This is a genomic window from Nocardiopsis quinghaiensis (assembly GCF_008638365.1).
Lineage (GTDB): Bacteria > Actinomycetota > Actinomycetes > Streptosporangiales > Streptosporangiaceae > Nocardiopsis > Nocardiopsis quinghaiensis.
Window position 1 is genome coordinate 78,079 of sequence record NZ_VWVU01000015.1, and the last position, 23,876, is coordinate 101,954.

At 71.2% G+C, this 23,876-nt stretch carries 23 protein-coding genes and 2 tRNA genes; 9 read left to right on the top strand and 16 right to left on the bottom strand.

The window, feature by feature from the left end:
- Window positions 1-55 precede the first annotated feature (55 nt).
- On the bottom strand, window positions 56-1,507 hold the full coding sequence (locus FYX01_RS17925; RefSeq protein ID WP_150242880.1) for an FAD-binding oxidoreductase: 1,452 nt from the start codon (window positions 1,505-1,507) through the stop codon (window positions 56-58).
- 239 nt (window positions 1,508-1,746) lie between these two features.
- Here FYX01_RS17925 and FYX01_RS17930 point away from each other — a divergent pair, with 239 nt between their 5' ends.
- Window positions 1,747-2,541 (top strand): glutamate racemase, encoded by a 795-nt coding sequence (locus FYX01_RS17930; protein ID WP_223830524.1) that lies wholly within the window; start codon window positions 1,747-1,749, stop codon window positions 2,539-2,541.
- A gap of 108 nt (window positions 2,542-2,649) precedes the next feature.
- Here FYX01_RS17930 and FYX01_RS17935 read toward each other — a convergent pair whose 3' ends face one another.
- The 3 genes from FYX01_RS17935 to FYX01_RS17945 form a co-directional block, all read right to left on the bottom strand.
- Window positions 2,650-3,645 carry a carbon-nitrogen hydrolase family protein gene (locus FYX01_RS17935; RefSeq protein ID WP_150242882.1) on the bottom strand — a complete coding sequence of 332 codons (996 nt, stop codon included), beginning with the start codon at window positions 3,643-3,645 and terminating at the stop codon, window positions 2,650-2,652.
- A gap of 175 nt (window positions 3,646-3,820) precedes the next feature.
- Window positions 3,821-4,744 carry an AraC-like ligand-binding domain-containing protein gene (locus FYX01_RS17940; RefSeq protein WP_150242884.1) on the bottom strand — a complete coding sequence of 308 codons (924 nt, stop codon included), beginning with the start codon at window positions 4,742-4,744 and terminating at the stop codon, window positions 3,821-3,823.
- A gap of 58 nt (window positions 4,745-4,802) precedes the next feature.
- Entirely contained in the window at window positions 4,803-5,765 is a 963-nt protein-coding gene (locus tag FYX01_RS17945) for a GlxA family transcriptional regulator (RefSeq protein WP_150242886.1), read from the bottom strand.
- Between the two features lie 111 nt (window positions 5,766-5,876).
- On the opposite strand from FYX01_RS17945, the gene FYX01_RS26250 reads away from it, so the two are divergent.
- The gene (locus FYX01_RS26250) at window positions 5,877-6,941 is read left to right on the top strand and encodes a nuclear transport factor 2 family protein (RefSeq protein WP_190394376.1); all 1,065 of its coding nucleotides are present in this window, start codon (window positions 5,877-5,879) and stop codon (window positions 6,939-6,941) included.
- 167 nt (window positions 6,942-7,108) lie between these two features.
- Here FYX01_RS26250 and FYX01_RS17955 read toward each other — a convergent pair whose 3' ends face one another.
- Complete coding sequence (locus tag FYX01_RS17955; RefSeq protein WP_223830525.1) at window positions 7,109-8,644, bottom strand: hypothetical protein; 1,536 nt, start codon at window positions 8,642-8,644, stop codon at window positions 7,109-7,111.
- A gap of 240 nt (window positions 8,645-8,884) precedes the next feature.
- Between FYX01_RS17955 and FYX01_RS17960 the strand changes: the two genes are divergently transcribed.
- Both FYX01_RS17960 and FYX01_RS17965 read left to right on the top strand, forming a co-directional pair.
- The gene (locus FYX01_RS17960) at window positions 8,885-9,232 is read left to right on the top strand and encodes a hypothetical protein (protein WP_150242888.1); all 348 of its coding nucleotides are present in this window, start codon (window positions 8,885-8,887) and stop codon (window positions 9,230-9,232) included.
- A gap of 211 nt (window positions 9,233-9,443) precedes the next feature.
- Window positions 9,444-9,971 (top strand): DUF6315 family protein, encoded by a 528-nt coding sequence (locus FYX01_RS17965; RefSeq protein WP_150242890.1) that lies wholly within the window; start codon window positions 9,444-9,446, stop codon window positions 9,969-9,971.
- Window positions 9,972-10,139: 168 nt separating this feature from the next.
- Here FYX01_RS17965 and FYX01_RS17970 read toward each other — a convergent pair whose 3' ends face one another.
- The 4 genes from FYX01_RS17970 to FYX01_RS17985 all read right to left on the bottom strand — a co-directional run bounded on the left by FYX01_RS17970 (window position 10,140) and on the right by FYX01_RS17985 (window position 13,478).
- A complete protein-coding gene (locus FYX01_RS17970; RefSeq protein WP_150242892.1) occupies window positions 10,140-12,275 on the bottom strand; it encodes an ATP-dependent DNA helicase in 2,136 nt (711 codons plus the stop codon).
- A gap of 95 nt (window positions 12,276-12,370) precedes the next feature.
- Entirely contained in the window at window positions 12,371-12,844 is a 474-nt protein-coding gene (locus FYX01_RS17975) for an SRPBCC family protein (RefSeq protein WP_150242894.1), read from the bottom strand.
- Window positions 12,837-13,196 (bottom strand): ArsR/SmtB family transcription factor, encoded by a 360-nt coding sequence (locus FYX01_RS17980; RefSeq protein WP_150242896.1) that lies wholly within the window; start codon window positions 13,194-13,196, stop codon window positions 12,837-12,839. The genes FYX01_RS17975 and FYX01_RS17980 overlap by 8 nt, the downstream gene beginning before the upstream one ends.
- Before the next feature lie 209 nt (window positions 13,197-13,405).
- A tRNA-Ala gene (locus FYX01_RS17985) sits at window positions 13,406-13,478 on the bottom strand.
- 138 nt (window positions 13,479-13,616) lie between these two features.
- Between FYX01_RS17985 and FYX01_RS17990 the strand changes: the two genes are divergently transcribed.
- On the top strand, window positions 13,617-13,823 hold the full coding sequence (locus tag FYX01_RS17990) for a hypothetical protein (protein WP_150242898.1): 207 nt from the start codon (window positions 13,617-13,619) through the stop codon (window positions 13,821-13,823).
- A gap of 20 nt (window positions 13,824-13,843) precedes the next feature.
- On the opposite strand, the gene FYX01_RS17995 is transcribed toward FYX01_RS17990, so the two are convergent.
- The 3 genes from FYX01_RS17995 to FYX01_RS18005 form a co-directional block, all read right to left on the bottom strand.
- The gene (locus FYX01_RS17995) at window positions 13,844-14,278 is read right to left on the bottom strand and encodes an SRPBCC domain-containing protein (protein WP_150242900.1); all 435 of its coding nucleotides are present in this window, start codon (window positions 14,276-14,278) and stop codon (window positions 13,844-13,846) included.
- A 513-nt stretch (window positions 14,279-14,791) separates the two neighbouring features.
- Window positions 14,792-16,375, bottom strand: coding sequence for a pectate lyase family protein (locus FYX01_RS18000; protein WP_150242902.1), 1,584 nt, complete (start codon window positions 16,373-16,375; stop codon window positions 14,792-14,794).
- Window positions 16,376-17,054: 679 nt separating this feature from the next.
- Window positions 17,055-17,127, bottom strand: a tRNA-Ala gene (locus FYX01_RS18005).
- Between the two features lie 153 nt (window positions 17,128-17,280).
- Here FYX01_RS18005 and FYX01_RS18010 point away from each other — a divergent pair.
- Entirely contained in the window at window positions 17,281-17,580 is a 300-nt protein-coding gene (locus tag FYX01_RS18010; RefSeq protein ID WP_150242982.1) for a GroES family chaperonin, read from the top strand.
- A gap of 58 nt (window positions 17,581-17,638) precedes the next feature.
- Here FYX01_RS18010 and FYX01_RS27060 read toward each other — a convergent pair whose 3' ends face one another.
- Window positions 17,639-17,773, bottom strand: a complete 135-nt coding sequence (locus FYX01_RS27060) for a hypothetical protein (protein ID WP_263363764.1) — start codon at window positions 17,771-17,773, stop codon at window positions 17,639-17,641.
- 564 nt (window positions 17,774-18,337) lie between these two features.
- Between FYX01_RS27060 and FYX01_RS18025 the strand changes: the two genes are divergently transcribed.
- Together FYX01_RS18025 and FYX01_RS18030 are read left to right on the top strand one after the other, a co-directional pair.
- A complete protein-coding gene (locus FYX01_RS18025; RefSeq protein WP_150242904.1) occupies window positions 18,338-19,501 on the top strand; it encodes an alpha-hydroxy-acid oxidizing protein in 1,164 nt (387 codons plus the stop codon).
- Between the two features lie 52 nt (window positions 19,502-19,553).
- Window positions 19,554-20,390 (top strand): alpha/beta fold hydrolase, encoded by an 837-nt coding sequence (locus FYX01_RS18030; protein ID WP_150242906.1) that lies wholly within the window; start codon window positions 19,554-19,556, stop codon window positions 20,388-20,390.
- Between the two features lie 19 nt (window positions 20,391-20,409).
- Here FYX01_RS18030 and FYX01_RS18035 read toward each other — a convergent pair whose 3' ends face one another.
- Complete coding sequence (locus FYX01_RS18035) at window positions 20,410-21,450, bottom strand: FAD-dependent monooxygenase (RefSeq protein WP_150242908.1); 1,041 nt, start codon at window positions 21,448-21,450, stop codon at window positions 20,410-20,412.
- 54 nt (window positions 21,451-21,504) lie between these two features.
- Here FYX01_RS18035 and FYX01_RS18040 point away from each other — a divergent pair, with 54 nt between their 5' ends.
- Complete coding sequence (locus FYX01_RS18040; protein WP_150242910.1) at window positions 21,505-22,053, top strand: TetR/AcrR family transcriptional regulator; 549 nt, start codon at window positions 21,505-21,507, stop codon at window positions 22,051-22,053.
- Between the two features lie 72 nt (window positions 22,054-22,125).
- On the opposite strand, the gene FYX01_RS18045 is transcribed toward FYX01_RS18040, so the two are convergent.
- Both FYX01_RS18045 and FYX01_RS18050 read right to left on the bottom strand, forming a co-directional pair.
- The gene (locus FYX01_RS18045; RefSeq protein WP_150242912.1) at window positions 22,126-23,025 is read right to left on the bottom strand and encodes a carbohydrate ABC transporter permease; all 900 of its coding nucleotides are present in this window, start codon (window positions 23,023-23,025) and stop codon (window positions 22,126-22,128) included.
- Window positions 23,025-23,870 carry a carbohydrate ABC transporter permease gene (locus tag FYX01_RS18050; RefSeq protein WP_150242983.1) on the bottom strand — a complete coding sequence of 282 codons (846 nt, stop codon included), beginning with the start codon at window positions 23,868-23,870 and terminating at the stop codon, window positions 23,025-23,027. Before FYX01_RS18050 ends, FYX01_RS18045 begins: the two co-directional genes overlap by 1 nt.
- Window positions 23,871-23,876 lie beyond the last annotated feature (6 nt).

The following is a 23,876-nucleotide window of genomic DNA, read 5'->3' on the forward strand; positions in this document are numbered from 1 at the left end:
TTCCTGTATCGGATGCGGCCCATCCCCTCGGGTCGCGTCCCGGTGATGTGGTGCCTCAGCGGTTGCGTACACATTTGGCGTACAGGTCGAGCAACCGCTTGCGGGGGTCGTAGGCCTCCTTGAGGCCGGTGTAGGCCCGGCCGTTGTAGAGGCGCCAGAACTCCTCCTCGGTGTAGAAGGAGTCCGAGTACAGGGACTTGTGGCCGCCCAGCTCCGCGACCCTCTCCTCGACCAGGCGGTTGTGGTGGGCCCGGCGCTGGCCCGGCTTCATGTCGACCATGCCCCAGAAGCCGAAGTTCACGTAGAGGTGGTCCCCGTCCAGCGGGTAGAGCGGCCACACGTCCTCGTCGGCGCCCAGCCCGGGCCGCCGGGGCTCGCGCAGGCGCAGGGGGCACATCCAGACGGGGGTCATGCCGATCTCGGCGTGGTAGAAGTCCAGGAACTCCGCGCCGCGCTCGACGTCCACCTCGATGTCCTGGATGAGCGGCTCCTGGGGCCGCCTGCCCCGGTAGTGGGTGAGGAGCCGGAAGAAGTCGGTGCGCCGGTCCCAGGCGACGAGTCTGCGGTAGACGTCGGAGCGCTTGAGGGAGCGCGGCCACAGGGGGCGCACCAGCGGGTGCTGGGTGCCGAAGGCCCGGGAACACCAGAACCAGTCGGTGTCCCAGCGCCACAGGTAGTCGTTGACGGTGAGGTAGTCGCCGGGTCCCGTACCCGCGTAGCGCCGGATGGACCGGTAGTAGATGTCCTTGCCGGTGTAGTCGCTGGTCCAGGGGGCCTGGTCGGTGAAACGGGCCAGGGTCAGGTACAGCTCGTCGGGGGCGAAGGCCACCCCGTCCACGAAGTCGACCGGCTGGCCGTCGTGCTCGCGGTCGGCGCAGACGCGGGCGAGGACGTCCATGGTCTCGGCCGCGTCGTGGAAACGCAGGTGGCGCAGGTGCACGTAGGGGGAGACCGGTTCCAGGTCGATGCGCAGGCGCAGGCTGTAACCCAGGGTCCCGTAGGAGTTGGGGAAGCCGTAGAAGAGGTCGCTGTGCTCGTTGTCGCGGGTGGCGGTGACGATGTCGCCGTCACCGGTGAGGATCTCCATCTCCTGGACGGCCTCGTGCGGCAGGCCGTTGCGGAAGGAGGAGGACTCGATGCCCATGCCGGTGACGGCGCCGCCGAGGGTGATGGTGCGCAGCTGCGGGACGACGGTCGGCATGAGCCCGTGCGGGAGGGTGGCCGCGACGAGGTCCTCGTAGGTGGTCATACCGCCCACGTCGGCGAGGCGTTCGACCGGGTCGATGGCGATGACGCCGGTGAAACCGGATACGTCCAGGGCGGGCGCGCTGGTGGGTTCGCGGAACCTGAAGAGGTTGGAGGTGGGCTTGGCCAGGCGCACCGGCGCGTCCTGCGGTAGCGCGCGGTAGTCGCGGCGCAGCTTCTGGACCGCCGCTATGTGCTCGGCGAAGCCCGTCCGCCCCCCGGTGGAGGTGCCGCTGCTCGTTCCCTGGTGTTGAGGAGCCATTCCGGTTCTTCCGTTCCTCGGCGACGCACAGCGTAGGTCGGGTCCGGTCGCGCGAGGCCGCGCGGCCGGACCGATCCACCTAGTTCTACCTATCGGTAACGGTCTTTTGCCACCCCATTTGTTACGTGTCTTCCCCACAGACCTCCTACCCAGGGCCGTATCCGGGCCACCACCATGGTGTGGAGGGCCGCGCGCCGGTTCGCCGGGGCGGTACGGGGCTGGCCGTAGGATCGGGATTCGTGCGTATCGCTCTCGTTGACTCCGGTATCGGCATGCTCTCGACCGCGGCGGCCCTGCGCGCCGCGCGGCCGGACGCGGACCTGTTCCTGTCCATGGACCCGGACCACATGCCGTGGGGTCCGCGCACCTCCGAAGAGGTGATCGCGCGCGCGCTGGCCGGGGCCCGCTCCGCCCGCGAGGCCGCCGACGAACCGGGGCTGGACGCCGTGGTGGTGCCCTGCAACACCGCCTCGGTGCACGGACTGGCCGAGTTGCGCGCCGAGTTCGAGCCCGGGGTCCCGGTGATCGGGACGGTCCCCGCGATCAAGCCCGCGGCCGCCGCCGGAGGGCCCATCGCGGTGTGGTCCACCGTCGCGACCACGCGCAGCGGCTACCAGCGCCGACTCGTCGAGACCTTCGCGCGCGGCGTGGAGGTGACCCCGGTGGCCTGCGCCGGACTGGCCGAGGCGGTGGAGTCGGCCGACCCCCGGCTGATCGGCGACGCCGTCGCCTACGCGGCCGAACTGACCCCCGCCGACGTGCGCGGCGTGGTGCTGGGATGCACCCACTACGACCTGGTCGGGGAGCGGATCTCGGCCGCCCTCGGCGGCCGGGCCGTGCTGTTCACCGCCGCCGGAGCGGTCTCCGCGCAGACCCTGCGCCGGATCGGCGGAGTCGGCGGGGTCCCCGACGGCGGACGGCCCGGACGTATTCGGGTACTGGCCAGCGGCAGACCCGCCCCGCTGCCCGCCGCCGCGCTGGCCTACCCGGCCGGGCGCTCGCTCGCGGACGGTGTGCGCGCCACCACCGTGTAGCCGTACGGCCGACACGACGATGAGGGCGCCGAGCCTTCGAGGGCTGTGGGTCCTCTGTCCGTCGGGCCGTCCTCCTCGCGTTCACGATGCCTCCGCCCGTCCGACGGATCACTCCTCGGGCTCTCCCAACTCGGGGAAGAGGGGGGCGTCCGTGCTCCCCGGGGTGAGTACGGCGCTTCGGGGGCGGTTGTCCCAGAGCAGCCGGGTCGCGTCCGGACGCGCGTAGTGCCCGGCCGGGTCCGCGGCGTTCTTGGCCAGGTCGATGAGCGCGAGGTCGATGTCGGCGAGCACGAGCCCCTCGGTGTGTTCGTCCAGCGGAGTACTCAGCATCGAGCCGTCGGGCCCGTAGACCCGGGAGCAGCCGCTGCCGGGTGTGAGCAGGGCGCGCTGTTCGTCGGTGCTCGCGAAGACCTCCACCCCCTCCGCGGTGAGCAGGTGCGTCGGCGCCACCACGAAGCAGCCGCCCTCCAGGGCGTAGGTCTGCGTGGCCGCCATGTTCGCCTCGGCGCCCAAAGCGTGGGCGATGCCCTTGTAGAGGCCGAAGGCGGGCCAACAGGCGATGTGCAGTTCCTCGTGCTGGGCGTACATCGCGTACTTGCTGAGCGGCTGCAGGTGCTCCCAGCAGTTCAGGGCGCCGATCCTGCCCAGGTGGCTGTCCACGACCTTCAGGTGGCTGCCGTCGCCCTCCCCGAACAGACCGCGCTCGACGTGCGTCGGCTTGAGCTTGCGCCGGTGGAGCAGTACGCCTCCGTCCGGGCCGATGACGCTCTGTGCCATGTACAGGCTGCCGTGGTCCTTCTCGCTGTAACCGAGGGCCACGCAGACCTCGTGGCGGCGGGCCGCCTCGCGGATCGCGGTGAGACGGGTGCCGTCCACGGTCATCGAGTCGGCGTGGTAGCGAGCGATGAACGGCATCTGTCCCGCGACGGGGCCCAACCACAGGAACAGCGGGTATCCGGGGATCCAGGTCTCGGGGAAGGCGACCAGCGACGCTCCCCGCGCGGCGGCCTCCGCGATCAACGCGATGGTCTTGTCCACGGTGGCGTCGACGTCGAGCCAGACGGGCTCGGCCTGCACCGCGGCGACACGGTAGGTACCAGACATCTCGGGCTTCTCCTCTACGGGATGGGTGGAAGGCCATCACCGTAGGAGGGGGAGGAGGCGCTGGTGCGGCGCCTGGCGCGCGGCCGTGCGGCGTTTCCGGCAACGGTCGGACCGCTGCTCCGGCGCGCGGGCCGCCCGCCGCCGTAGGAGGACCGTGTCCCCGGCCACCGGGTTCCTACCCCGCGCGCAGGTCGGCCGGGGTGGTGCCGTAGCGACGGACGAACGCGCGGGTGAACGTGGTCCGGTCGCGGAATCCGACGCGCGCGGCGATCCCCGCGACGGTGCGGTGCGACTGACGCGGGTCGGTGAGGGCCCGGTACGCGCGGCGCAGTCGTTGATCGCGGATGTAGGCGGCCGGGGAGGTGCCGGACTCGGCGAACAGGGCGGTGGCGTAGCGCACCGAGACCGAGTGCCTCCGGGCGAGCACCGCCGGGGTGAGTTCCGGGTCGGCGTGGTGATCCCGGACGAAGGCGCGCATCGACTCCAGCAACGCGAGCCGGCCCGTGGGTACCGTCCATGCCTGCCCCGCCGCCGCGCGCAACGCGGTCGCCAGCAGGTCGACCGCGCTCCAGGCGAGCTCGGCGCGCTCCTCGGCGCCAAGGAGCGGCACGGTACCGGCCAGTTCCCGCAGGAACGTCGACAGGACGCGGGTCGCCGGCTGCCGAGCGGTCAGGGCACGGCCGCGGGCTTCGTCGAGGCGGTCGAAGCGTTCGGACAGCATCCGCCGCGGCATCTGGAGCACGATCTCCCGGCTCGACTCGGGAAACCGGAGCGAGTAGGGAAGGGCCGCGTCGTAGACCGCGCCGGACCCCGGCTCCAGCGACACCTCGCGCTCCCCCTGGCGGACGGAGCCCCTACCGCTCAGGTGGAGGGAGAAGAGAAGGTCCTCGCGCGGCTCGGCACAGGTCAGCCGCGGTGTGCGCAGCACCTCGGAGTCCCCGTGCGTGCGCACCGTCGCCAGGGTGAACCCGGGTAGCAGGGCGGTTTGCGTGAGTGTCCCGTGGAAGGCGTCGGTGGCATGGCCGAGCCGGAGCGGGACGAATCCCACGCTGATCGCCTGTTCCCACTCGGCCGCGCCGTGCGCGTGGACCACTCCCATAGGCCGATTGTGCGTGACGTTGGTCACGTCTTGGTCAACGGCGGTGTCCCGTTTCCCGTCACTCCCGCCGTCGTTTCCCGAAGGTGCTGCGGTAGGCGCCGGGCGGTACCCCCGTCAGCCGTGTGAAGTGGTGGCGGAAGGTGGGGGTCGAGCCGAACCCCGTCTCGGCGGCGACCCGGTCGATCGACTGGTTCGTGGACTCCAGGAGTCGCTGCGCCCGGTTGACGCGGACCTGGAGGAGCCACCGCAGCGGAGTGGTCCCGACCTGGGAGCGGAAGTGCCTGTTGAGGCTCCGTACGCTCAGGGCGGCGTTGTCGGCCATGTCCTCCAGGGTGAGGGGGCGGTGGAGGTTGGCGACCATCCACTCCAGTGTGTGCTGCAGAGAGGGCGTGGAAGCCGCCGGGTCGGGGTGTTCGATGAACTGGGCCTGGCCTCCGCCCCTCTCCAGGGGCATGACGGTCCTCCTGGCCGTGGCCGCGGCGTGCTCCGCGCCCAGGTCCCTGCGGACGAGGTGGAAGCACAGGTCCAAGCCGGACGCCATGCCCGCTGACGTCAGGATCCAACCGTTGTCCACGTACAGGACCGTGGCGTCGACCTCCACCCGGGGATGGCGGCTCGCGAGCTCGTCGGCGTACTGCCAGTGGGTGGTCGCGCGCAGGCCGTCCAGTAGTCCGGTCGCGGCCATGGTGAACGCGCCGACGCAGACCGAGGCCACCACCGCACCCCGCGACGCGGCCTCCCGTACCGCCTCGACCGCGTCCGCGGGTGGTTCGTCGAGGAACCGTGTGTTTCCCGGGACGATGACGATGTCCGCTGATCCGAGCGTGTCGAGCCCCCACCCGGTGTGCAGCTCCATCCGGCCGAAGGTCGAGTCGGTCGTGGCCCTGCCGCCCGGAGCGCACACGCGCACGTCGTAGTTCGGCACGTCGGTGACGGTGTTGGCGGTGCCGAACACCTGGCCCGGGATGGCCAGTTCGAAACCGATCGCTCCGTCCAACGCGAGTACGCCGACCGTCTTCATGGCCGGATCTTAGCAAGTATTGGCATTCCAGACACTGGCACGGAGACTTTCCCAGCCTGGATCGTTGGACCGGCACCGCAGGCTTCGGTTTCTCCACAAGGGGTGAACGCTTTGTACCCGACAGACCGCGAACAGGGATTCGACCTTCCGGCGACGGAACTCGCCGTTCGCGCGAGGGAGTTCGCCGCGCGGCGTCTTCCCGTGTGGCTGTACGACCACTCCCTCCGCGGTTACCTGTTCGGCCGCGAGCTCGCGGCCCGAAGCGGTCTGCGGCCGAACGAGGACTACGACGACGAACTGGTCTTCGTCGCCGGGATCCTCCACGACACCGGGGTGGTGGACGCGGGGAACGGCCGGCAGCGGTTCGAGGTCGACGGGGCCGACACCGCCGCGCGGTTCCTGCGCGATCACGGCGTGGACGAGAGGCGCGTCGCGATCGTGTGGGACGCCGTCGCGCTGCACACCTCCGAGGGCATCGCGCACCGGAAGGGGACGGAGGCCGCGGTGACGCAGCTCGGTGTGGCCGCCGACATACTCGGACGTGACCGCGGAAGCCTCCCCGCCGGGTTCGCCGACAGGGTCCATGCCGCGTTCCCCCGAAACGACATCGGCTACACGCTCGCCGAAGCCATCGTCGAGCAGGCGGGCGACGACCCGGAGAAGGCGGGTCCCCTGAGTTTTCCCGGACACCTGGTGAGCCTGCACGCCCCCCACGGGTCGGTGCCGAACTGGTTCGATCTGGTCGAGTCCGCGGGCTGGGGGGACCGTCCGGCGTACCGGGGTCGTGTCGGCGAGGTCGCGACCGGGCCGGAGGAGCTGGGGAGGCTCTTCGCGCGCCGCCTCGCCGACGGCGATGTGGAGGGGCTGGTGGACCTGTACGAACCGCACGCCGCCTTCTCCCCGGAACCGGGTGTGACGGTGAGGGGCCGGGAGGCGATTCGCCAGGCGCTGGGCGACTACGTGGCGGCCGGGGCGCGGGTCCGGCTCGAACCCCGACGGACCGAGGAGTCCGCGGGCCTGGCGCTGATGTCCCACACCGCCACGGTGACCGGTCTGGGCTCCCGGGAGGGTTCGATGACGACCGTGACCACCGAACTGGCCCGTCGGCGGCCGGACGGCAGATGGCTCTACGTGATCGACGACCCGTTCTCCTCCCACGCGGAGGCAGCGGGGTAGGCACAGGGGCGCCTCGAACGCTGGTGGGGGTGTTGACCTGTGGGCCCCTTCGCCGCCCGGCCGCGCGGGTTCGGTGCGCGCTGGTCGACGCGGTACGCGGGTGCCGGCCGCACACGGCGGCCCCCGCCGGGGCAGGGCGGAGGCCGGAGCCGGGCGGCCGGGCGGCCTCAGGGATGCGGAGCGAGGGCGCCCAGCTGCACGGCCTCCATGTGCACGGGCTCGGCCCGGTCGGCCTCGTTGTCCAGCACGCCCGCGGCGAGGGTGCTCACCAGGGTGCGCACCCCGACGGTGTCGTTGTCGTGGAGGAGGGTCTCCAGCAGCGACAGCGCCGCGCGCTGGTCACCCGGCCGCTCGCGTACGTGCCGCCACTGGGGTTCGGTCGCCGCGTCAGACAGCATCAGCGTCCGGCCGACCTGGCCGAGCGCGGTCAGCAGCGGGGTGTCGTGCGGAGCGCGCTCCAGGGCGGCGTTGACCTGCTCGGCCTGCTGCTCGGGATCGACCTCCTCGGCGGACTGCGCCCTGAGGAAGTCCAGCACGTTCTCGGCCGGGGCCAGCGGCCGTACCGGCGGCATCCCCTCGATCATGGCGCGCACCTCCGCCAGGTCCCCCGCGATCTCCTCGGTGCGCCCCAGCTCCCCGATGAGCCGCTCCGCCCGCAGAGCGGAACATCCCGCCACCCAGCGGGCCCCGCGGCCCGCGGCCAGGCGTGCGGCGGACAGGGCGAGCTCCGCACCGCGCCGGGGGGCTCCCACCCGCTCGAAGTAGCGCGACCAGGTGGTCACGCGCACGCCCAGCCGCCAGTCGTTGCGGACGGCGCCCTGGCACACCAGGTTCTCCACCGCCTCCACCCATGCGGGCCGCAGGCTCGGACAAGCCTCGGCCTCCTCCACGGTGGGCAGCGGAGCGATGGCCTCCTGGGGCCGGCACTGGCCCAGCCGGGCCAGCCAGGACAGCAGCCGTGCCCGCTCGAAGCGGATACGGCGGTACAGGGCGGCCCGGCGGGAGTTGACCCCGTCCAGGGCCAGCTCCGCCTCCAGCCGGTCCAGCGCCTCCAGGGCCTCAGCGTGTTTGTCCTGGTACCGCAGGGCCCTGGCGAGGGTGAACACCCCGTCGGCACCGAGCACGGCCGGGCCGGTGGCGGTGTGCTCGTAGCGCCGCAACTCGGTCTCGGCGCGGCCGGCCAGGTCCTCGTCGATGAGGAGGTTCACCCGGGCGAGGGTGAACGCGGGCCAGGCGGGGGTACGCTCCCAACCGGCCAGGCGCCGGGTGGACAGCAGTTCGCGGCGCAGGCCGGTGGTGCCCCGGGCGTCGACGTTGGCGTGGCAGCGCACCAGGGTCTCCAGCAGGGAGACCGGCAGCGGACCGTCGGTGTGGGGGTCGGGCTCGTCCTCGGCGGCCGCGTTGACCTGGGCGAGCGCTCGCCCGCCCTCGGCCAGGGCCCCCACCCGCACGGCCAGCGGCCAGTGCGCGAGGAAGAACAGGGTCGGCGGTCCGAAGAGCCCCGGCACCCCGGGACCGGTTCCCCCCGTCTCGGCGACCAGCCGACGCGCGGTACGCAGAGCCGATCGGGCCACGGCCTCCACGCGCACCGCGTCCCCGGCCTCGCAGAGCACCGGCAAGCCCGCCACCGCCTCGGCCAGTTCCGTCTGTCCCGCCGCCCTGAGCTGGCGTGCGGTCTCCCCCGCCCATGTCCACATCGGCATGATCACTCCCCCTGTAAGTGCCGCGTGAGAACAGAACGTAGCAGCGTGGTGACAGAACTGTCCGTGGAACGCGGAAAAACCGTGCAGCGTGGGGCTACGCATCCGATGGGTGTGGATTTGGCCCGATACACTCGGGGCACCGTGGTCCCCCCACGGGAGACCACCCGGCCCCGGCACAGACAGCCGCACCGAGCCTCACCGGGGCTCACCCGATCCGTACCTGAGGGGACATGAGCGCCGATGGGATGGCGAGACCGTTTCGGACTCCGCAAGGCGAACCGCAGGGGCAAGGCCCGTTTTGACCGTGCCTCCGAGGATTCGGACATCAAGGCGCTGATGGACTTCGCCAAGAGCAAGGTCGGGGTGGAGTTCTTCGTCGAGCCGGAGACCTTCGCCACCCGGACCACGGCCGTCGCGGTCGCCACGAACGGCGAGTGGATCCGCCGCAGGTGCGGATCCCCCGAGGTGATCCGCAAGGTGGCCGGCAAACTGGCGGTTCCCGCGTACGACGTGCAGATCGTCGGCTATCCGCAGCGGATGCGCGACTGGAGCGCCCGCAACAAGCGCGGCCTGTCGATGGACGACTAGGACGTGTGCGGCGGACACGCTCCAGCGGCGCGCGGTGTTCTGACGGGTCGGTGGAGGACCGACCGCACCGACACGCCGCCGAGGTCACGTCCAAAACCCTCCACCGGGCCATTTTGGGCATTGATGACGAGTCCTTGCCGCGACTTCCTCGCCGAACGGGTTCCCTAACGGGCTCCGTTCATCGCATACTCGCCTGGGAGGGGGGACTCTGATGAAGCAGGATCTCACGGCCCTGTGCTGCGACTGCGGCACGATTCGCGAGGTGAGCGACTACCAGAGTGTGGGCGAGGCGCAGTCCGCCTACGGACTGGCTCGCTGTGTCGTGTGGCGCAAGTGCCGTACCTGCGGCTACCGCACCTACCATGCCTACCTGCGCGAGGACGGGGACCGCGACGAGCTGGAGGACGCCCTCCGGCTGGACGGCGCCCTGGCCGCCGAGGCCCTCGACGAGGAGGTGGAGCAGCTACGGCTGTGCGGGGTGGAGGTCGGGCACGCCCCCGTCCCGGCCATCTGGGACGGGCAGTCCGTGGGCATGGTGACCCAGCGGCTGTCCGACCGCGCCTACTCGATCGTGCTGGACCCCGAGTCGTCCGTGGTCTCCCGGCTCAAACTCATCGACATGATGTGGAACGAGCTGCTGGTCGGCGACCACGACGACCGCTGGTTCATCCAGGAGGCCGAAGACGAGGAGACCCCCGCGTACGCGGTCCGGCTGTTCGGCTACCGCACCCGGGGCTGAGGCGGGCCGCGGCGGAACGGAGCACAGGAGCCGCCGGGGACGTCCGGTCCCACGACGGCACACGATTCCACGGCACACGGCCGGGGCCCTTTCTCGCGGGCGCCCGGCCGCCGTGTCGCCGGTGGTCCGCCGCGGCCGGGCCCCGACGGGTCTGCGGGCACCGAGCACCTATCCGGCGGCGGGTTCGGGCTCGGCCCGGCCGGACAGGCGGCGCAGCGCCGACCTGGCGACCGCCGGGTCGGTGGTCCCCCAGTAGGGCGGCAGGGAGGCCCTCAGGAAACCGCCGTAGCGGGCGGTGGCCAGGCGCGGGTCCAGAACGGCGATGACGCCCCGGTCGTCGGTGGAGCGCAGCAGCCGCCCGGTGCCCTGGGCGAGCAGGAGGGCGGCATGGGTGGCGGCCACCGAGAGGAAGCCGTTGCCGCCGTGCGCCGCCACGGCGCGCTGGCGGGCCGAGGCCAGCGGGTCGTCGGGCCGGGGGAAGGGAATGCGGTCCACGATCACCAGGGACAGCGAGGGCCCGGGCACGTCCACGCCCTGCCACAGCGACAGGGTGCCGAACAGGCAGGACCGCTCGTCCTCGGCGAACCGGCGGACCAGCTGACCGGTGGAGTCCTCCCCCTGGCACAGGATCGGATGGTCCAGGCGCTCGCGGAGCTCCTCGGCGGCCTGCTGGGCGGCGCGCATGGAGGAGAACAGGCACAGCGCGCGGCCGTCGGCGGCCTCGATGAGTTCGGCGATCTCGTCGAGGTAGGCGGGCGCGAGCCCGTCGCGACCGGGCGGCGGCAGGTGGGTGGCCACGTAGAGGATGCCGCTGCGGGCGTGCTCGAAGGGCGATCCGACGTCCAGTGCGCGCCAGCGGGGCTCCCCCGCCGCGCGGTGGGGACCGTCATCGTCGTCGTCCGGGTCCGGTCCGCCGTCGGAACCGTCCGTGCCGGCGGCTTCGGGGCCCGCCGTGTCCCGGTGGCCCGGATCCGGGTCGGTGCGGCCCGCGGCGGCGCGTTCGGCCGCCTCCCGGGCGACCTCCCGTCCCAGCCCCCACTGGTTGGCCAGGGCGGTGAAGGAACCGCCCAGGGTGAGGGTGGCCGAGGTCAGGACCGCGGTGCGGTCACCGAAGAGCTTGTCCCGCAGCAGCCCCCCGACACCGAGCGGGGCGACGCTGAGCGAGGGCTGGCGACCCGGTGTCCTGGTCAGCCACACGACCTCGGTGCGGTCGCGCAGGGCGGGCTCGAAGGACTCCAGGATCCGCACGGCGGTGTCGTGCACCTCGCCGAGTGCGGCCAGGGCCAGGCGGCGGTCGCTGGCTCCGTCCGGGTCCAGCTCGCCTGGCGAGGGGCCGATGGCGGTGACGCAGGCCGAGGCGGCGTCGCGGGTGGCGGCGACCGCGTTGGCGAGGGCGTCGCCGATGTGGTCCAGGCGTCCCTCGGGGGACTCGGTGAACATCAGGGCCAGGCCGTCGGCGCACTCGGTCAGGCGCTCACTGACACCGGGTTCGACCAGGCGGGCGGCGCGTTTGGCGGCGGCGTTGACGGCTCGCTCGCTCAGGACGCCGGTGGCCACGGAGGTGGCGCGGTCCACGAGTTCGTGCGCCTCGTCGATCATGATCGTGCTGTGCTCGGGCAGGATGTGGTAGCCCTGCGACATGTCGATGGAGAGCATGGCGTGGTTGGTGACCACCACGTCCACGCTCTGGGTGGCCTCTCGGGCGAACTCGGCGAAGCACTCCTGTCCGAAGGGGCAGATCCGGGCACCCATGCACTCGTTGGCGCCCACCGAGACCTGGCGCCAGGCCAGGTCGCTGACGCCGGGGGTGAGTTCGTCGCGGTCACCGGTGACGGTGTCCTCGGCCCACTCGTGCAGGCGGGCCACCTGGCGGCCCAGCGAGGAGAGTTGGCGCGGGTCGAACAGCTCGGTGTCCTCGGCCTCCCCGTCCGCGGTCTGCAGGCGGTTGCGGCACAGGTAGTTGCGGCGGCCCTTGAGCACGGCGAACGTGGGCTCGCGGGGCAGCAGCGACGCGAGGGCCTCGGCCAGGCGTGGCAGGTCGCGCTCGATGAGCTGGTTCTGCAGGGCGATGGTGGCGGTGGAGATCACCACGGTCTTCTTGCTGGCCATCGCGTGTCTGATCGCGGGTATCAGGTAGGCCAGGGACTTGCCGGTGCCGGTACCGGCCTGGACCACCAGGTGTTCGCGCTTGTCGACCGCCTCGGCCACGGCACCGGCCATGGTCGCCTGGCCCTCGCGGCGGCTGCCGCCCAGGGCGGCGACGGCCGCGTCGAGCAGGACGGGGATGTCGGGAAGATCTGCCACGGGTCGACAGTACCGGCCGCGAAGGACAGGGCCGGCGCCGTCCACAGGCCGGATCGGCCGGACCGCCGCGGGCCCGGCCGGTCCCTGCGGCCTCCTCAGGCCATCGTGGCCAGCAGTTCGTCCAGGGCGTCCATGGACTGCCTCAGGCCGTACTCCATACCGGACTGGATCATACCGTCGCGGTCCTCGACGGTCTGGAACACCGAGACCGCCGTGTAGAGGGTGCGGCCGTCCTTCTCCTCCAGCGTGGTGGTCTCCATGCACACGTGCCCGGGCATGCCCTCGTACTCGAAGGTCTGCACGAGGCGCTCCGGCGCGACGGCGTCGTGGACCACCCCGTGGAAGCCGTGCTCCTGCCCGTCGGGCATGCGCTCGACGAACCTCCAGGAGCCGCCCGGGCGCACGTCGGCGCGGTCGATGACCGTCTCGCTCTCCTTGAGCCCCCACCACCTGGCGAGGTGCTCGGGTCGGGTCATGGCCTTGAACACCACGTCGCGGGGCGCGTCGAAGCTGCGCGTGATGACGATGTCGTGCTGTCCGGGCTCGGCGATCACTGTGAGGTCACTCATGGTCGTTCTCTCCCTGGGTACCGCGTTGTCCCTGCCGGATCCTGCGGATCTCCGCGTCGAGCCGGTCGAAGCGGTCCTCCCACTGCTGGTGGTACCGCCCGATCCACACCGACGCCTCCTCCAGAGGTGCGGTCTCCAGTCGGCAGGGGCGCCACTGCGCGTCGCGCCCCCGGGTGACCAGACCCGCCCTCTCCAGCACCTTCAGGTGCCGGGAAACCGCTTGAAGGCTGATGGGGAACGGCTCCGCCAGTTCGTTGACGGTCGCCTCGCCCTCGGCGAGCCTCGCCAGCAGTGCCCGGCGGGTCGGGTCCGCGAGCGCCGCGAACGTGAGACTCAACGGGTCGTTCGCCATCTGCTTATTCAACTTTCCTGTTAATCAACTGATGTGTTGATTATGACCCGCGGCACAGTCGGGTTCAAGAGGTGAGAGGGAGGGAATCCGCCCGCGGGCCGAGCGGCGCACCGGGGGGCCTGGGGTCCGGGGGCCTGGGGGTCGCCCCCCAAAAGAAACAGGCCCGCGGGGAAGGCGGACCAAGTCCACCGACCACACGGGCCTCAACGTGGAGCTATGGGGATTCGAACCCCAGACCTCCTCCATGCCATGGAGGCGCGCTACCAGCTGCGCCATAGCCCCGCGTGCCTTGCGGCAACGGTTAGATCTTATCGGACACGGAGGGGTGGGATGACCAGGCCGCGGTGTAGGACGTCCCACACTCCGCCCCCGTGCGGGGCACCCTGTTCGTCGGGCCCCGGAGCGGGGCACAGGGAAGGCATGAGCGACAGACCACAGCAGGACCCCGTCGAGGTCCTGGTCCGTTGGGAGGACCACGGCGCCGTGTGGCGGGTGGTGGAACGGACCCCGTCCGGGGTGACGGTGGCCCTGTGCCGGTGCGACGGAGGAGAGGAGGTGGAACGCCTGGTCTCCGATGATCCGGCGCTCCTCGCCTTCGTGGACGGGCGGCACACCTCCCCGGAGTGACGGGGACCCGACCGGTGGCCTTACCGGGACGCCTCCACGTGGGCCGCGGCGAGCGAGAGCACCATCTCCCAACCGACGGCGTCCCCCTCGAAACGCACGCGCCGATCCTCCTCCGACGCCTCCAGCGAGGTGAAGCCGCTCTCCGCCACCCGCAGGGTCACCCCGCCCGCGTCACGTTCCTCGATCCAGAACTCCACGAGCGTGGAACCCCCTCCATCGCCACAGAACCAGCGGAAGGCAGCGTAGCCGTGGGGTTCGAGTCTCTCGGCACGGATCCGGAAGGCACCGTGGACGGGATCGTGCACGATGTCCGCGTCCCCGTCCGGCGTGATCTGGTGGTCGGCGATCTCCTCGTCGTTGACGAACCATCCTGGCCGTGTCACCAGGTCCCAGACCCGCCGCGCGGACGCGGCGACGTCCACCTGCCGCTCGATCCGGTCCGGGGCCTCGCCCATCGCCCTCTCCGCTCTCCTCAACGTGCGCACCAAGGGTCGCGCGAAGGGCGGACGTGGCGCAAGACACGGGGAGCGGACCGCGGCCCGGCACCGGAGAGGCGCCACGAGGCGAACCGGGAGGACCGCGCGGCCGACCGTGGCCAAGGCCGTGCGGCTCCAACCGGCGGCCATCGGCGCGGGCGCGAAGCCCCTGCCGGGCCGCCGCCGTCCGGGACCGTGCATGAGGAAGCCCTGGCGGCACGCCCCGCCAGGGCCCTTCCCATCTGGGATCTCGGTTCCGGTCCCGGTCCCGGCCGGTCAGGCCTTGCCGGACGGGGGTTCCAGGTAGTCGGTGTTGGGCGGGCCATCGGAGCCGGTGGCCACGAGCCGGACGGTACTGCTGCCGGAGCCCGCCTGCACCGTGATCGTCTCTGTCACCCGGTTCTCCCGTGCGCCCGTGGCCGCGAACGAGGTCGGCCCCGCGGTGGAGCCGTTCACCACCACCTCGCCATCGCCGCCATCGTCTCCGGGCGGCTAACCGGCGTAGGTCTCGAACTCGGCGACGCGCGGCGTGCCGTTCGAGCTGGTGATCTCGAAGTTGATCTTTCGCAGTGTCACCGAGTCGAAGGTGATGACACCGGCTCCGCTGCCGGTGGTCAGGACGGCCCCGGTGTCGTGGTCGACGACCTGCCAGGAGCCGATGTTGCCTTCGGCTCCGGCCGCCTCACGGATGTTGATCGTGGACACCGTGGCGTTGGAGCCCCACTTGACCGAAATGCGACCGGTCGAGCCGGTCGGCGACCAGTAGGTGCTCGTGTCGCCGTCGATGACGTTCCCGTAGCTGGTCCCGCTGGCCTTGCTGGAGCCGTCGGCACCGGCCCCGATGCTGAGGTTGGTCCCGCCGGGAGGGTCGGTCGGGTCCGGGTCGGTCGGGTCCGGGTCCGGGTCGGTCGGGTCCGGGTCAGTCGGGTCCGGGTCGGTCGGGTCCGGGTCGGCCGGGTCCTCCGCTTCGCAGTTGCCGTCCGAGATCCGATTGCCCTTGCCCGCGCCCGCGGTCTGCTCCAGCACCTCCAGCACGCAGCCGGCGTCGTCGAGCTCGTAGGAGTACGGAATGCTCACCGACGTGGTGGACTGCGGGTTGGGTCCGGCGGGGTAGTTATCGTCGCCCTCGCTGGACCAGGTCACGTTGTCGAAGATGTTGCCGCTGACCTCCCAGGAGCCCCTCTCATCGGTGTAGAAGGTGCCCAGGACGTCCTTGGAGTCCTTGAAGTAGTTGTTCTCCACCTTCGCGCGGGCCCCAGCCCGGGAGTTGATGCCGGACTTCTGAATCTCCACAAAGTGGTTGTTGTACATGTGACCGATGCCGCCGCGCAGCAGGGGCGTGCGCGAGTCGATGTTCTCGTACAAGTTGTGGTGATACGTGACGTAGCCGTTCGAACGGTCGCTCTCGCTGGACCCGACCAGGCCGCCACGGCCGGAGTTGCGCAGGGTGCTGTAGGAGAGGGTGACGTACTGGGTGTTGTTCTTCATGTCGAAGAGGCCGTCGTAGCCCTCCGACTCCCCGCCCGACGCCTCCAGGGTGACGTGGTCGACCCAGACGTTGCGGACGTCCTTCTCCATCCCGATGGCGTCACCGCCGTTGGACGTGGGTGAGCCGGACTTCTTGACGTTCCGGACGGTCACGTTCTGGATGATGATGTTGCGGGACTCCCGGATGTGGATGCCCAGCTGGTCGAACACGGCTCCGCCGCCGACGCCGACGATCGTGACGTTGCTGATCTTCTTGAGCTCGATCACGTCGTCGGCGGTGTCGCAACCGTCGCCCGACACCTTGGAGGTGTTGCCGTGGTTGATGGTTCCTTCCACCTCGATGACGACCGGGGTGCTGGTGCTGGGCCGAGCGCACAGGGCCTCGTGGATCTGGGTCCCGGTCGTGGCCCGTACCGTCTGTCCGCCCGCACCGCCGGTGGTCCCGCCGTTCTGAGTCGCGTAACCCGTGGCGCCGTCGGCCTGCGCCGATGCCTGCGACATCGGCAGGGCCAGACCAGCCGCCACCACGGCCGCTGCGGCCGCAGTGGCCAGCGCCGACACGAGTCGACGCTCGATTGATCGTCTCACTGTTTACCCTTCGTAGTTGAGCATGAGCATTGACGTGCTTTCCTCGATAGTAGAGAAAGCGCTTTCCGTGTCAAGGGGGGTTAATGCAACCGCTTGCAAGGGGATCGGACGTCTCGGATGCCTCCCACTCCCGTGTCCTGCGGTTTCGCCGGCATCCGACGTCGGATTCGGGACCGGGTACCTCAAAACGTGCAACCGATTGGACTGCCTCGTCGACGCGGCGGACCGGACACAGGCGCCCGGTCGCGGCCAGGGGAGCGGAGACTCGAAACCACGGCGGGACGGGACGGCCGTGCTGTCACGGGCGATCGGGGAAGGCGTTCTCGATGGGTGCCGCGCCCTGGAGGAGGGGGAGCTTCCCGGGCCGGCGCCCAGACCTTCCGGCGAGCCCGGAGACGACGGGATCCCACCCGACAGGAAGAGTCGGACGGGATCTCATGGACCGACTACGAGCTGACTCGTGAACGGCCCCTCGGGAGCTGGGGGACGTCCCCGAAAAGAATCGCGGGCTGCGGCGGGGCGGACGAAGTCCGAGCAGCAGACCACGACCAGAAGCACGCCGCGAAACGCGACGGCCGAAGGCCGAGCGGCGCACCGGGGGGCCTGGGGGGTCGCCCCCCAAAAGAAACAGGCCCGCGGGGAAGGCGGACGAAGTCCACCGACCACACGGGCCTCAACGTGGAGCTATGGGGATTCGAACCCCAGACCTCCTCCATGCCATGGAGGCGCGCTACCAGCTGCGCCATAGCCCCTGGTATGCCGGACGGTTCCCCCGCTCGGCGATGGAATAACTGTACCGGAGATCGGGAGTGGGTTGCGACTTCGGGGCCGGTGGATGGACGTGCGATGGCCTGTTTCGGGCCGAATACCCTGGAGTGGTGCCCGAATCAAAGCTAGAGATCCAGATGCTCCACGACCGTCTGCTGGTGCAGACGGCCCCCGACAAGAGCGAGCGGCGCAGCAATGCCGGCCTGGTCATCCCGGACACGGTCAGACTGGCGACCAGGCTCGCATGGGGCGAGGTCATCGGCGCCGGAACGAGCGCCCGCCAGGTGAAGACCGGGGACCGCGTGCTCTTCGATCCCGAGGAGCAGGGCGAGGTCGAGCTGAACGGCGAGCGCTACGTGATCCTGCGCGAACGCGACGTGCACGCCATCGCCAACGAGGTCCCGGAACAGGGTCGGGGTACCGGCCTGTACCTGTAGTCCCTTCCGTCCCGTCGGGCACATCGGCCCGGCGGGCCCTTGCACGCGCCGCCCGGGGTCAGGCGCGTTCGTCGTTCCGGTCGGGATTCACGACCGCCTTGACCAGCGAGTACACACACAGGTTGAGGACCTCGTAGGCGGGCGTGCGGCTGGAGTCGACGTGGGTCCACGCGGCGTGGAGCCCTGCCCACATGAGCTGCTGTACCCAGGCCGGGGTGATCCTGGGATCGATGCTGCCGTCGGCGTGGCCGCGCTCGACGAGGGCGTACAGGGCGAGGTCGGCCGCACCGCACTCGTCCCAGGATTCCTCGTTCCCGAACGCCAGATGATCACCTCCTGGAGCCCGAAGTACTCGGGAACGAGCCGCCGGAAGGCCTCCAGCCCCGTGCCCTGCTGTGCTCGCCCGACGTGCTGCTGTTGGACGAGGCCACCTCGCAGGTGGACGCGATCACCGAGGCGGCCATCACCGAGAGCTGACGGAGCGCTACGGCCTGTACCGGGAGCTTGTCGCGGCACTGCACATCGCCGAGTCCGGAGAGCGGAGTCCCGGCGGCGGACCCGCGGAGCGGAGCCGGGTGACCCCGGTCACGTGAGCACCCGGTAGCATCCGGCCAGAGCCGGTCGGCGCGAACGGCTCGACGGCCGCGGACCGCTGGGATGACGTGTTCCTCCCCGCCCGCGGCCCCGCCCGCCTTCCGTTCCCGCGCCGTGCCCCTCGGCGCCCGTACCCGGCGCTCCGGCGCCCGTGAGGGACCCCATGACCGACTTCGCCCAGTACCAGGACGGCGTCTACGCCGACGCGACCAACGGCAAGCTGCCCCGGCTGCCCTACCACCACGACGACCTGCGCGACCTGGCCGGGAAGGCCATGGAGCCGGGGCCGTTCGGCTACGTGGAGGGCGGCGCCGGACGGGAGCGCACCGCCCGGGCCAACGTGGACGCGTTCGCCCGCTACGCGTTGCGCCCGCGCACCCTGCGGCCGGGCGCCGAGGAGTCCGGCGGCCTGGGGGTCACCCTGTTCGGGGAGCGCTACCCCACCCCGCTGCTGACCGCGCCGATCGGGGTGCTGGAGCAGGTGCACGAGGAGGCGGAGCTCGCCGTGGCCGAGGGCGCCAACGCGCTGGGGGTGCCGATGGTGCTGTCCACGGCCGCGTCCACGCCGATGGAGGAGGTCGCCGGGGCGGTCGACTCGTGGTGGTACCAGCTGTACTGGCCCAGCGACGACGCTCTGGCCGAGTCGTTCGTGCGGCGGGCGACGGCGGCCGGCGCCAAGGCGATCGTCGTCACCTCCGACACCAAGCGGCTGGGCTGGCGGCCGCGCGACCTGTCGCTGGGCCACCTGCCGTTCCTGCGCAGCCAGGGCACGGCGAACTACTTCAGCGATCCGGAGTTCCTGTCCCGGCTCAAGGCCGACCCGGAACCGGGCGGGGTCTTCACCGAGGCGGTGTTCCACTTCCTGGGCGCGTTCGCCAGCAAGTCGCTGAGCACCGACAACATCTCCCGTGTCCGCCGGTGGACGGACCTGCCGGTACTGGTCAAGGGTGTCGTGCGCGGGGACGAGGCCGCCGACCTGGTGGACGCGGGCGTGGACGGGATCGTGGTCAGCAACCACGGCGGGAGACAGGTCGACAACGCGGTGGCGGCCCTGGACGCGCTGCCCGAGGTGGTGGAGGCGGTCGGCGACCGGGCCACGGTACTGTTCGACTCGGGTGTGCGCTCGGGCGCGGACGTGGCCGTGGCGATGGCGCTGGGGGCGCAGGCGGTGCTGCTGGGGCGGCCGTGGGTGTACGGGCTGGCCGTGGACGGCGCCGCGGGCGTGGAGCACGTGCTGCGCGCGACGCTGGCGGAACTGCAGATCACCGCCGAGCTGATGGGCAAGGACGTGGCCGACCTGGACGGGAGCGACGTCACACGACGCTGAGGCCGGTCCCAGCCGCCCCGCCGTGACCGCCGTCTCGCGGAAGGAAGACGCCATGACCGCACCGCTGCTGCCGCCCGGCGCGAGGGTCGGGCACGTTCCCCTGTGCGGCGGGAGCGTCCGGGTCCTGCGGGGCGGGTCCCCGGAGAGGCCGACGCTGCTCCTGGTGCACGGTGGAGGCTCCGACAACGCGGCGATCTCCTGGTACCGCCTGTTCGCCCCGCTGTCACGGGAGTACCGTGTGGTCGCTCCGGACCTGCCGGGTTTCGGCGGCACGACAGGCATCGATCCGGTCGGCGGGCCCGAACGCCAGGCCGACTTCGTGGCCGCGCTCGCTTCGGAGCTGGGACTGGCCGACGTGGTGGCCGTGGGCGTGTCCATGGGCGGTGACACCGTGCTCAACCTCGCCCTGCGCCACCCGCGGCTGGTCCGGGGCCTCGTACTGATCGCCCCGGGCGGACTGGTACCGGCCCTGCCCGACCGGATCCTGCTGCCCGCCACGAGGCTGGCCAACCGCTTCGTCGGAACCGCGCTGCGGATGGTCGTCAGGGATGTCTCCGCGCTTCCGGACGAGGTGGTCTCCGAGTTCCGCCGGGAGGCGCTGCGCGCGGAGGCCGGCCTGGGATACCTGCGCTACAACCAGGCCACGATCGGCCCGCGTGCCATGCGCAACAACCTGCTGCCGCTGGTGGAGCGGATCACCGCCCCCGCTCTGTTCTTCCACGGCCGAAACGATCCGCTGGTGCCGCCCGAGGGGTCGCGCGAGGCCGTGCGCCGGATGCCGGACGCCCGGCTCGCGCTGGTTCCCGACTGCGGTCACTGGGCCCAGCTGGAGGCACACGACCGGTTCCTGGAGGAGTTGACGGACTTCCTGTCCGGCCCGGAGGCGTGATCCGCTACGCGGGCCCCGCTCAGAGCAGGTGACCGAGGACGCCCATCGCGCGGTTCCTCGGTCCGTGGAGGCGGACAGCGGTACTCACCCGGTTGAGCGCACGGGAGGCATCGACGATACGACGGGTGGGCCCGTGCCGTCGGCGGTCGTAGCGGGCCAGCGCGCCTCCGACGGCGGGCTCGGCGCCGAGGGCGTCGGCGAGCGCCGCCGCGTCCACCAGTGACTCGCAGGCGCCGCGCCCCAGGTTGGGGGCCATGGCGTGGGCGGCGTCGCCGATGAGGACGTGGCGGCCGTGGACGTAGCTCGCCAGGGCGGGAAGGTCGTGCAGCTCGCGCCGGTCCACCCCGGTTCCGGGCAGGGCGTCCAGGACACGCGTGACCACGGGGTGCCAGCCGCCGTACAGTTCGCGCAGCAGGTCCACGTGGTCCCGGTCCTCCCGGCCCCGGAGGAGTTCCGTGCGCAGGGAGGCGAACCAGTTGGTGGTGCGTGCGTCCATCGGGGTGACCCCGAAGAGCCTGCCCCTCCCCCACGTCTCGCTGGCCACCCCCACCGGTCCGGGGGCCGTGCCCCGGTAGGCGACCGTGCCGAGCGGGCGGGGAACGGCGGCCCAGGGGAACGCGGTGCGTCGGACGAGGCTGTGGATGCCGTCGGCGCCCACCACCGCGTCGAAGGCCCCCGCACCGCGGACGTCCGCCTCGGTGACGGGCGTCCTCCAGCGCACGAGGCCGTCGGGGAGCCCGTCGAGGAGGACCGCCAGCAGGGACGAGCGGGAGATGAGGCAGGCGTTCGTGCCCCGTCGGCCGACGGACACGAGGGCACGCCCGGAGGGGTCGGCGAGCACTCCCCGGCTGGGGCGCTCAGCGCGTTCGCGGATCCGCTCGCCGAGACCGAGCCGGTCGAGCGCGGCCATGCTCCCGTGCCACAGACCCAGCGCCCCGCCGATGTCGGGCGGCGAGCCCCGGCGTTCACGGACCTCCACCTCCCAGCCCGCGCGCAGCAGTCCGCGGGCCGCCGCGAGTCCGGCGATGCCCCCTCCGACGACCAGTGCTCTTCCATGCATACCAGACATATTACTACGATCGTAGTTACACGTCACTACGAATATAGTGATCCGATGTCTCAGAACAGGATCCGTGCCCTCGACGCCGCGCTCCGCCTGCTGGGCACCCACGGGCTGCACGCCCTCACACACGGGAAGGTGGACACCGCCGCGGGACTGCCCCGGGGGTCGACCTCCAACCACTTCCGCACCCGGGCGGCACTGGTGCGCGGGGTGGTCGAACGGCTGGAGGAGAGGGACAGGGAGATCTGGGCGGCCCTCTACGACGCCTCCCTGGGAGACGTCGAGCACCTGGCCGACGCCGCGCTCGGCTTCGTGACCGAGGCGACCACGACCGACCGCGCCCTGACCGTCGCCCGCTACACCCTGGCCATGGAGGGCGCCCACAACCCCGAGGTGCGCGCCTCCTTGGCGCGGGGCTCCGAACTCGTCCACGGCTGGACCTCACGGATACTCGCCGACCTGGGAGCGGCCGATCCGGACACGGCCTCACGCACCCTGACGGCCTACGCCGAGGGGCTCATCATGCGCGGCATCACCCGGCCGGAGATCACCGAGCCACGTGAGCAGGTGCTCCGGGTGGTCCGGTGCTGCCTGGGCTGAGGCGGCCCCGGACGCGGGCCGGGCCCCGGGGCACATCGCCACCGGGGCCCGGCCGACCGCTTCCGGCCCTCCTCAGCCCTTGACGGCGCCCGAGGTCAGGCCCGCCACGATCCTGCGCTGCAGGAGCAGGGCGAAGAGGATCAACGGGATCGAGACCAGCACCGAGGCGGCCATGACCTGACCGATCGGGTTCTCGTAGCCCACCCGCTGGAAGGTGCCCACGAAGACCGGGACGGTCTGCACGTTGAGGTCGTTGGGTGCGAAGGAGAAGGCCAGCAGGAACTCATTGGTGGCGTACACGAAGGTCAGGATGGCCGCCGCGCCCACGCCCGGCGCCGCCAGCGGCGCCACCACGCGCAGGAAGGCCTGGAACGGGGTGGCCCCGTCCACCTTCGCCGACTCCTCGATCTCCCGGGGAATGCCCGCGAAGAACGTGGCGAGGATGAAGATGGCCAGCGGCAGGGTCAGTGCCACGTAGGGGATGATCATGCCCGCGTAGGAGTTGAGCAGGTTGATCCCGGTCCACTCGTTGAGCCGCAGGTACATCTGGTACATCGGGTTGACCAGGGCCACCGGCGGGAACAGCGTCGCGACCAGGGTGGCCGCCAGGAGCGCGAACTTGCCCGCCAGCGGCAGTCTGGCCAGCGCGTAGCCCGCGAGCGCGGCCACCGGGACGCAGATCAGCGTGGTCACCGAGGCCACGACCAGCGAGTTGCGCAGCGCGAACTGGAAACCCTGGTCGAAGACCTCCCGGTAGTTGCTGAGGTCGAACGGCCCCTGGAGGATGTTCGGTTCGGTGATCGCCGCCGAACCCGACCTCAGGCTGGTCATACCCATCCACAGGAACGGGAACAGGCACCACAGCAGCACCACGGCCAGGCCGAGGAGCTTGAGCGCGCCGACCACCGCCGGGTGTATCCGCCGACGCGGTCTGCGGACCGGCCTGCCGGACCTCACCGTCTCGGCCGCCATCACTTCTCCTTCCGCGCCACGTCGCCGACCATGTGGCGCCCCATCCGGCTGATGAAGAGCAGGCCGACGACCATGACGATGACGAACGTGACCGTGGACAGCGCGTTGGCGTAGCCCAGGTCCGGATCGCGGACCAGGTAGCGCTGCGCGTAGACCGACAGGGTGGCCAGCGAGTTCGAGTAGCCGGTGAACACGTACGCGAAGTCGAACATGCGCAGGGCGTCCACCGTGCGGAACAGCAGGGCCACGACGATCGCCGGGCGCAGCAGCGGCAGGGTGATGGTCCAGAACCGCTGCAGCGCGTTGGCCCCGTCCACCTTGGCGGCCTCGTAGTAGTCCTTCGGGATGGTCTGCAGGCCCGCCAACAGCAGCAGGGCCACGAACGGCGCGGTCTTCCACACGTCGGCGCTGATGATGCCCACCATCGCCCAGGTCGGATCGCGCAGCCAGTTGATGTCCGTGCCCAGGACGGAGTTCACGAATCCCGGGTTGCGGTCGAACATGTACCGCCACACCTGGGCGGCCACTGCGGTCGGGATGACCCACGGGATCAGGATGACCGCACGGGTCAGTCCGCGGCCGATGAACACCTGGTGCATGATCAGCGCGAACGCCATGCCGATGAGGAACTCCAGCGACACCGACGCGACCGTGAACACCAGCGTGTTCCAGACGGCGTCGAGGAAACCGGAGTCGGTGATGACCCGGACGTAGTTGTCGGCTCCGATGAACTCCTGGCTGAACCCCCTGATGTCGTAGAGGCTGATCACGATCGCGTAGAACACCGGGAAGAGCGCGATCAGGGCCATGAAGGCGAACGAGGGGGCGAGGAAGATCCGCCCCATCGCACG

Excerpts from the sequence above, each read along its gene's own strand:
- FYX01_RS18025 (WP_150242904.1), top strand. The coding sequence starts at position 18,338 with ATGACCGACTTCGCCCAGTACCAGGACGGCGTCTACGCCGACGCGACC.
- FYX01_RS18010 (WP_150242982.1), top strand. The coding sequence starts at position 17,281 with ATGCTCCACGACCGTCTGCTGGTGCAGACGGCCCCCGACAAGAGCGAG.
- FYX01_RS17935 (WP_150242882.1), bottom strand. The coding sequence starts at position 3,645 with ATGTCTGGTACCTACCGTGTCGCCGCGGTGCAGGCCGAGCCCGTCTGG.
- FYX01_RS18040 (WP_150242910.1), top strand. The coding sequence starts at position 21,505 with ATGTCTCAGAACAGGATCCGTGCCCTCGACGCCGCGCTCCGCCTGCTG.
- FYX01_RS17955 (WP_223830525.1), bottom strand. The coding sequence starts at position 8,644 with ATGCCGATGTGGACATGGGCGGGGGAGACCGCACGCCAGCTCAGGGCG.
- FYX01_RS17945 (WP_150242886.1), bottom strand. The coding sequence starts at position 5,765 with ATGAAGACGGTCGGCGTACTCGCGTTGGACGGAGCGATCGGTTTCGAA.
- FYX01_RS17940 (WP_150242884.1), bottom strand. The coding sequence starts at position 4,744 with ATGGGAGTGGTCCACGCGCACGGCGCGGCCGAGTGGGAACAGGCGATC.
- FYX01_RS17925 (WP_150242880.1), bottom strand. The coding sequence starts at position 1,507 with ATGGCTCCTCAACACCAGGGAACGAGCAGCGGCACCTCCACCGGGGGG.
- FYX01_RS17995 (WP_150242900.1), bottom strand. The coding sequence starts at position 14,278 with ATGGGCGAGGCCCCGGACCGGATCGAGCGGCAGGTGGACGTCGCCGCG.
- FYX01_RS17965 (WP_150242890.1), top strand. The coding sequence starts at position 9,444 with ATGAAGCAGGATCTCACGGCCCTGTGCTGCGACTGCGGCACGATTCGC.
- FYX01_RS18030 (WP_150242906.1), top strand. The coding sequence starts at position 19,554 with ATGACCGCACCGCTGCTGCCGCCCGGCGCGAGGGTCGGGCACGTTCCC.
- FYX01_RS18035 (WP_150242908.1), bottom strand. The coding sequence starts at position 21,450 with ATGCATGGAAGAGCACTGGTCGTCGGAGGGGGCATCGCCGGACTCGCG.
- FYX01_RS17980 (WP_150242896.1), bottom strand. The coding sequence starts at position 13,196 with ATGGCGAACGACCCGTTGAGTCTCACGTTCGCGGCGCTCGCGGACCCG.
- FYX01_RS27060 (WP_263363764.1), bottom strand. The coding sequence starts at position 17,773 with ATGTGGGCAGGGCTCCACGCCGCGTGGACCCACGTCGACTCCAGCCGC.
- FYX01_RS18050 (WP_150242983.1), bottom strand. The coding sequence starts at position 23,870 with ATGGGGCGGATCTTCCTCGCCCCCTCGTTCGCCTTCATGGCCCTGATC.
- FYX01_RS17960 (WP_150242888.1), top strand. The coding sequence starts at position 8,885 with ATGGGATGGCGAGACCGTTTCGGACTCCGCAAGGCGAACCGCAGGGGC.
- FYX01_RS18045 (WP_150242912.1), bottom strand. The coding sequence starts at position 23,025 with ATGGCGGCCGAGACGGTGAGGTCCGGCAGGCCGGTCCGCAGACCGCGT.
- FYX01_RS17975 (WP_150242894.1), bottom strand. The coding sequence starts at position 12,844 with ATGAGTGACCTCACAGTGATCGCCGAGCCCGGACAGCACGACATCGTC.
- FYX01_RS17990 (WP_150242898.1), top strand. The coding sequence starts at position 13,617 with ATGAGCGACAGACCACAGCAGGACCCCGTCGAGGTCCTGGTCCGTTGG.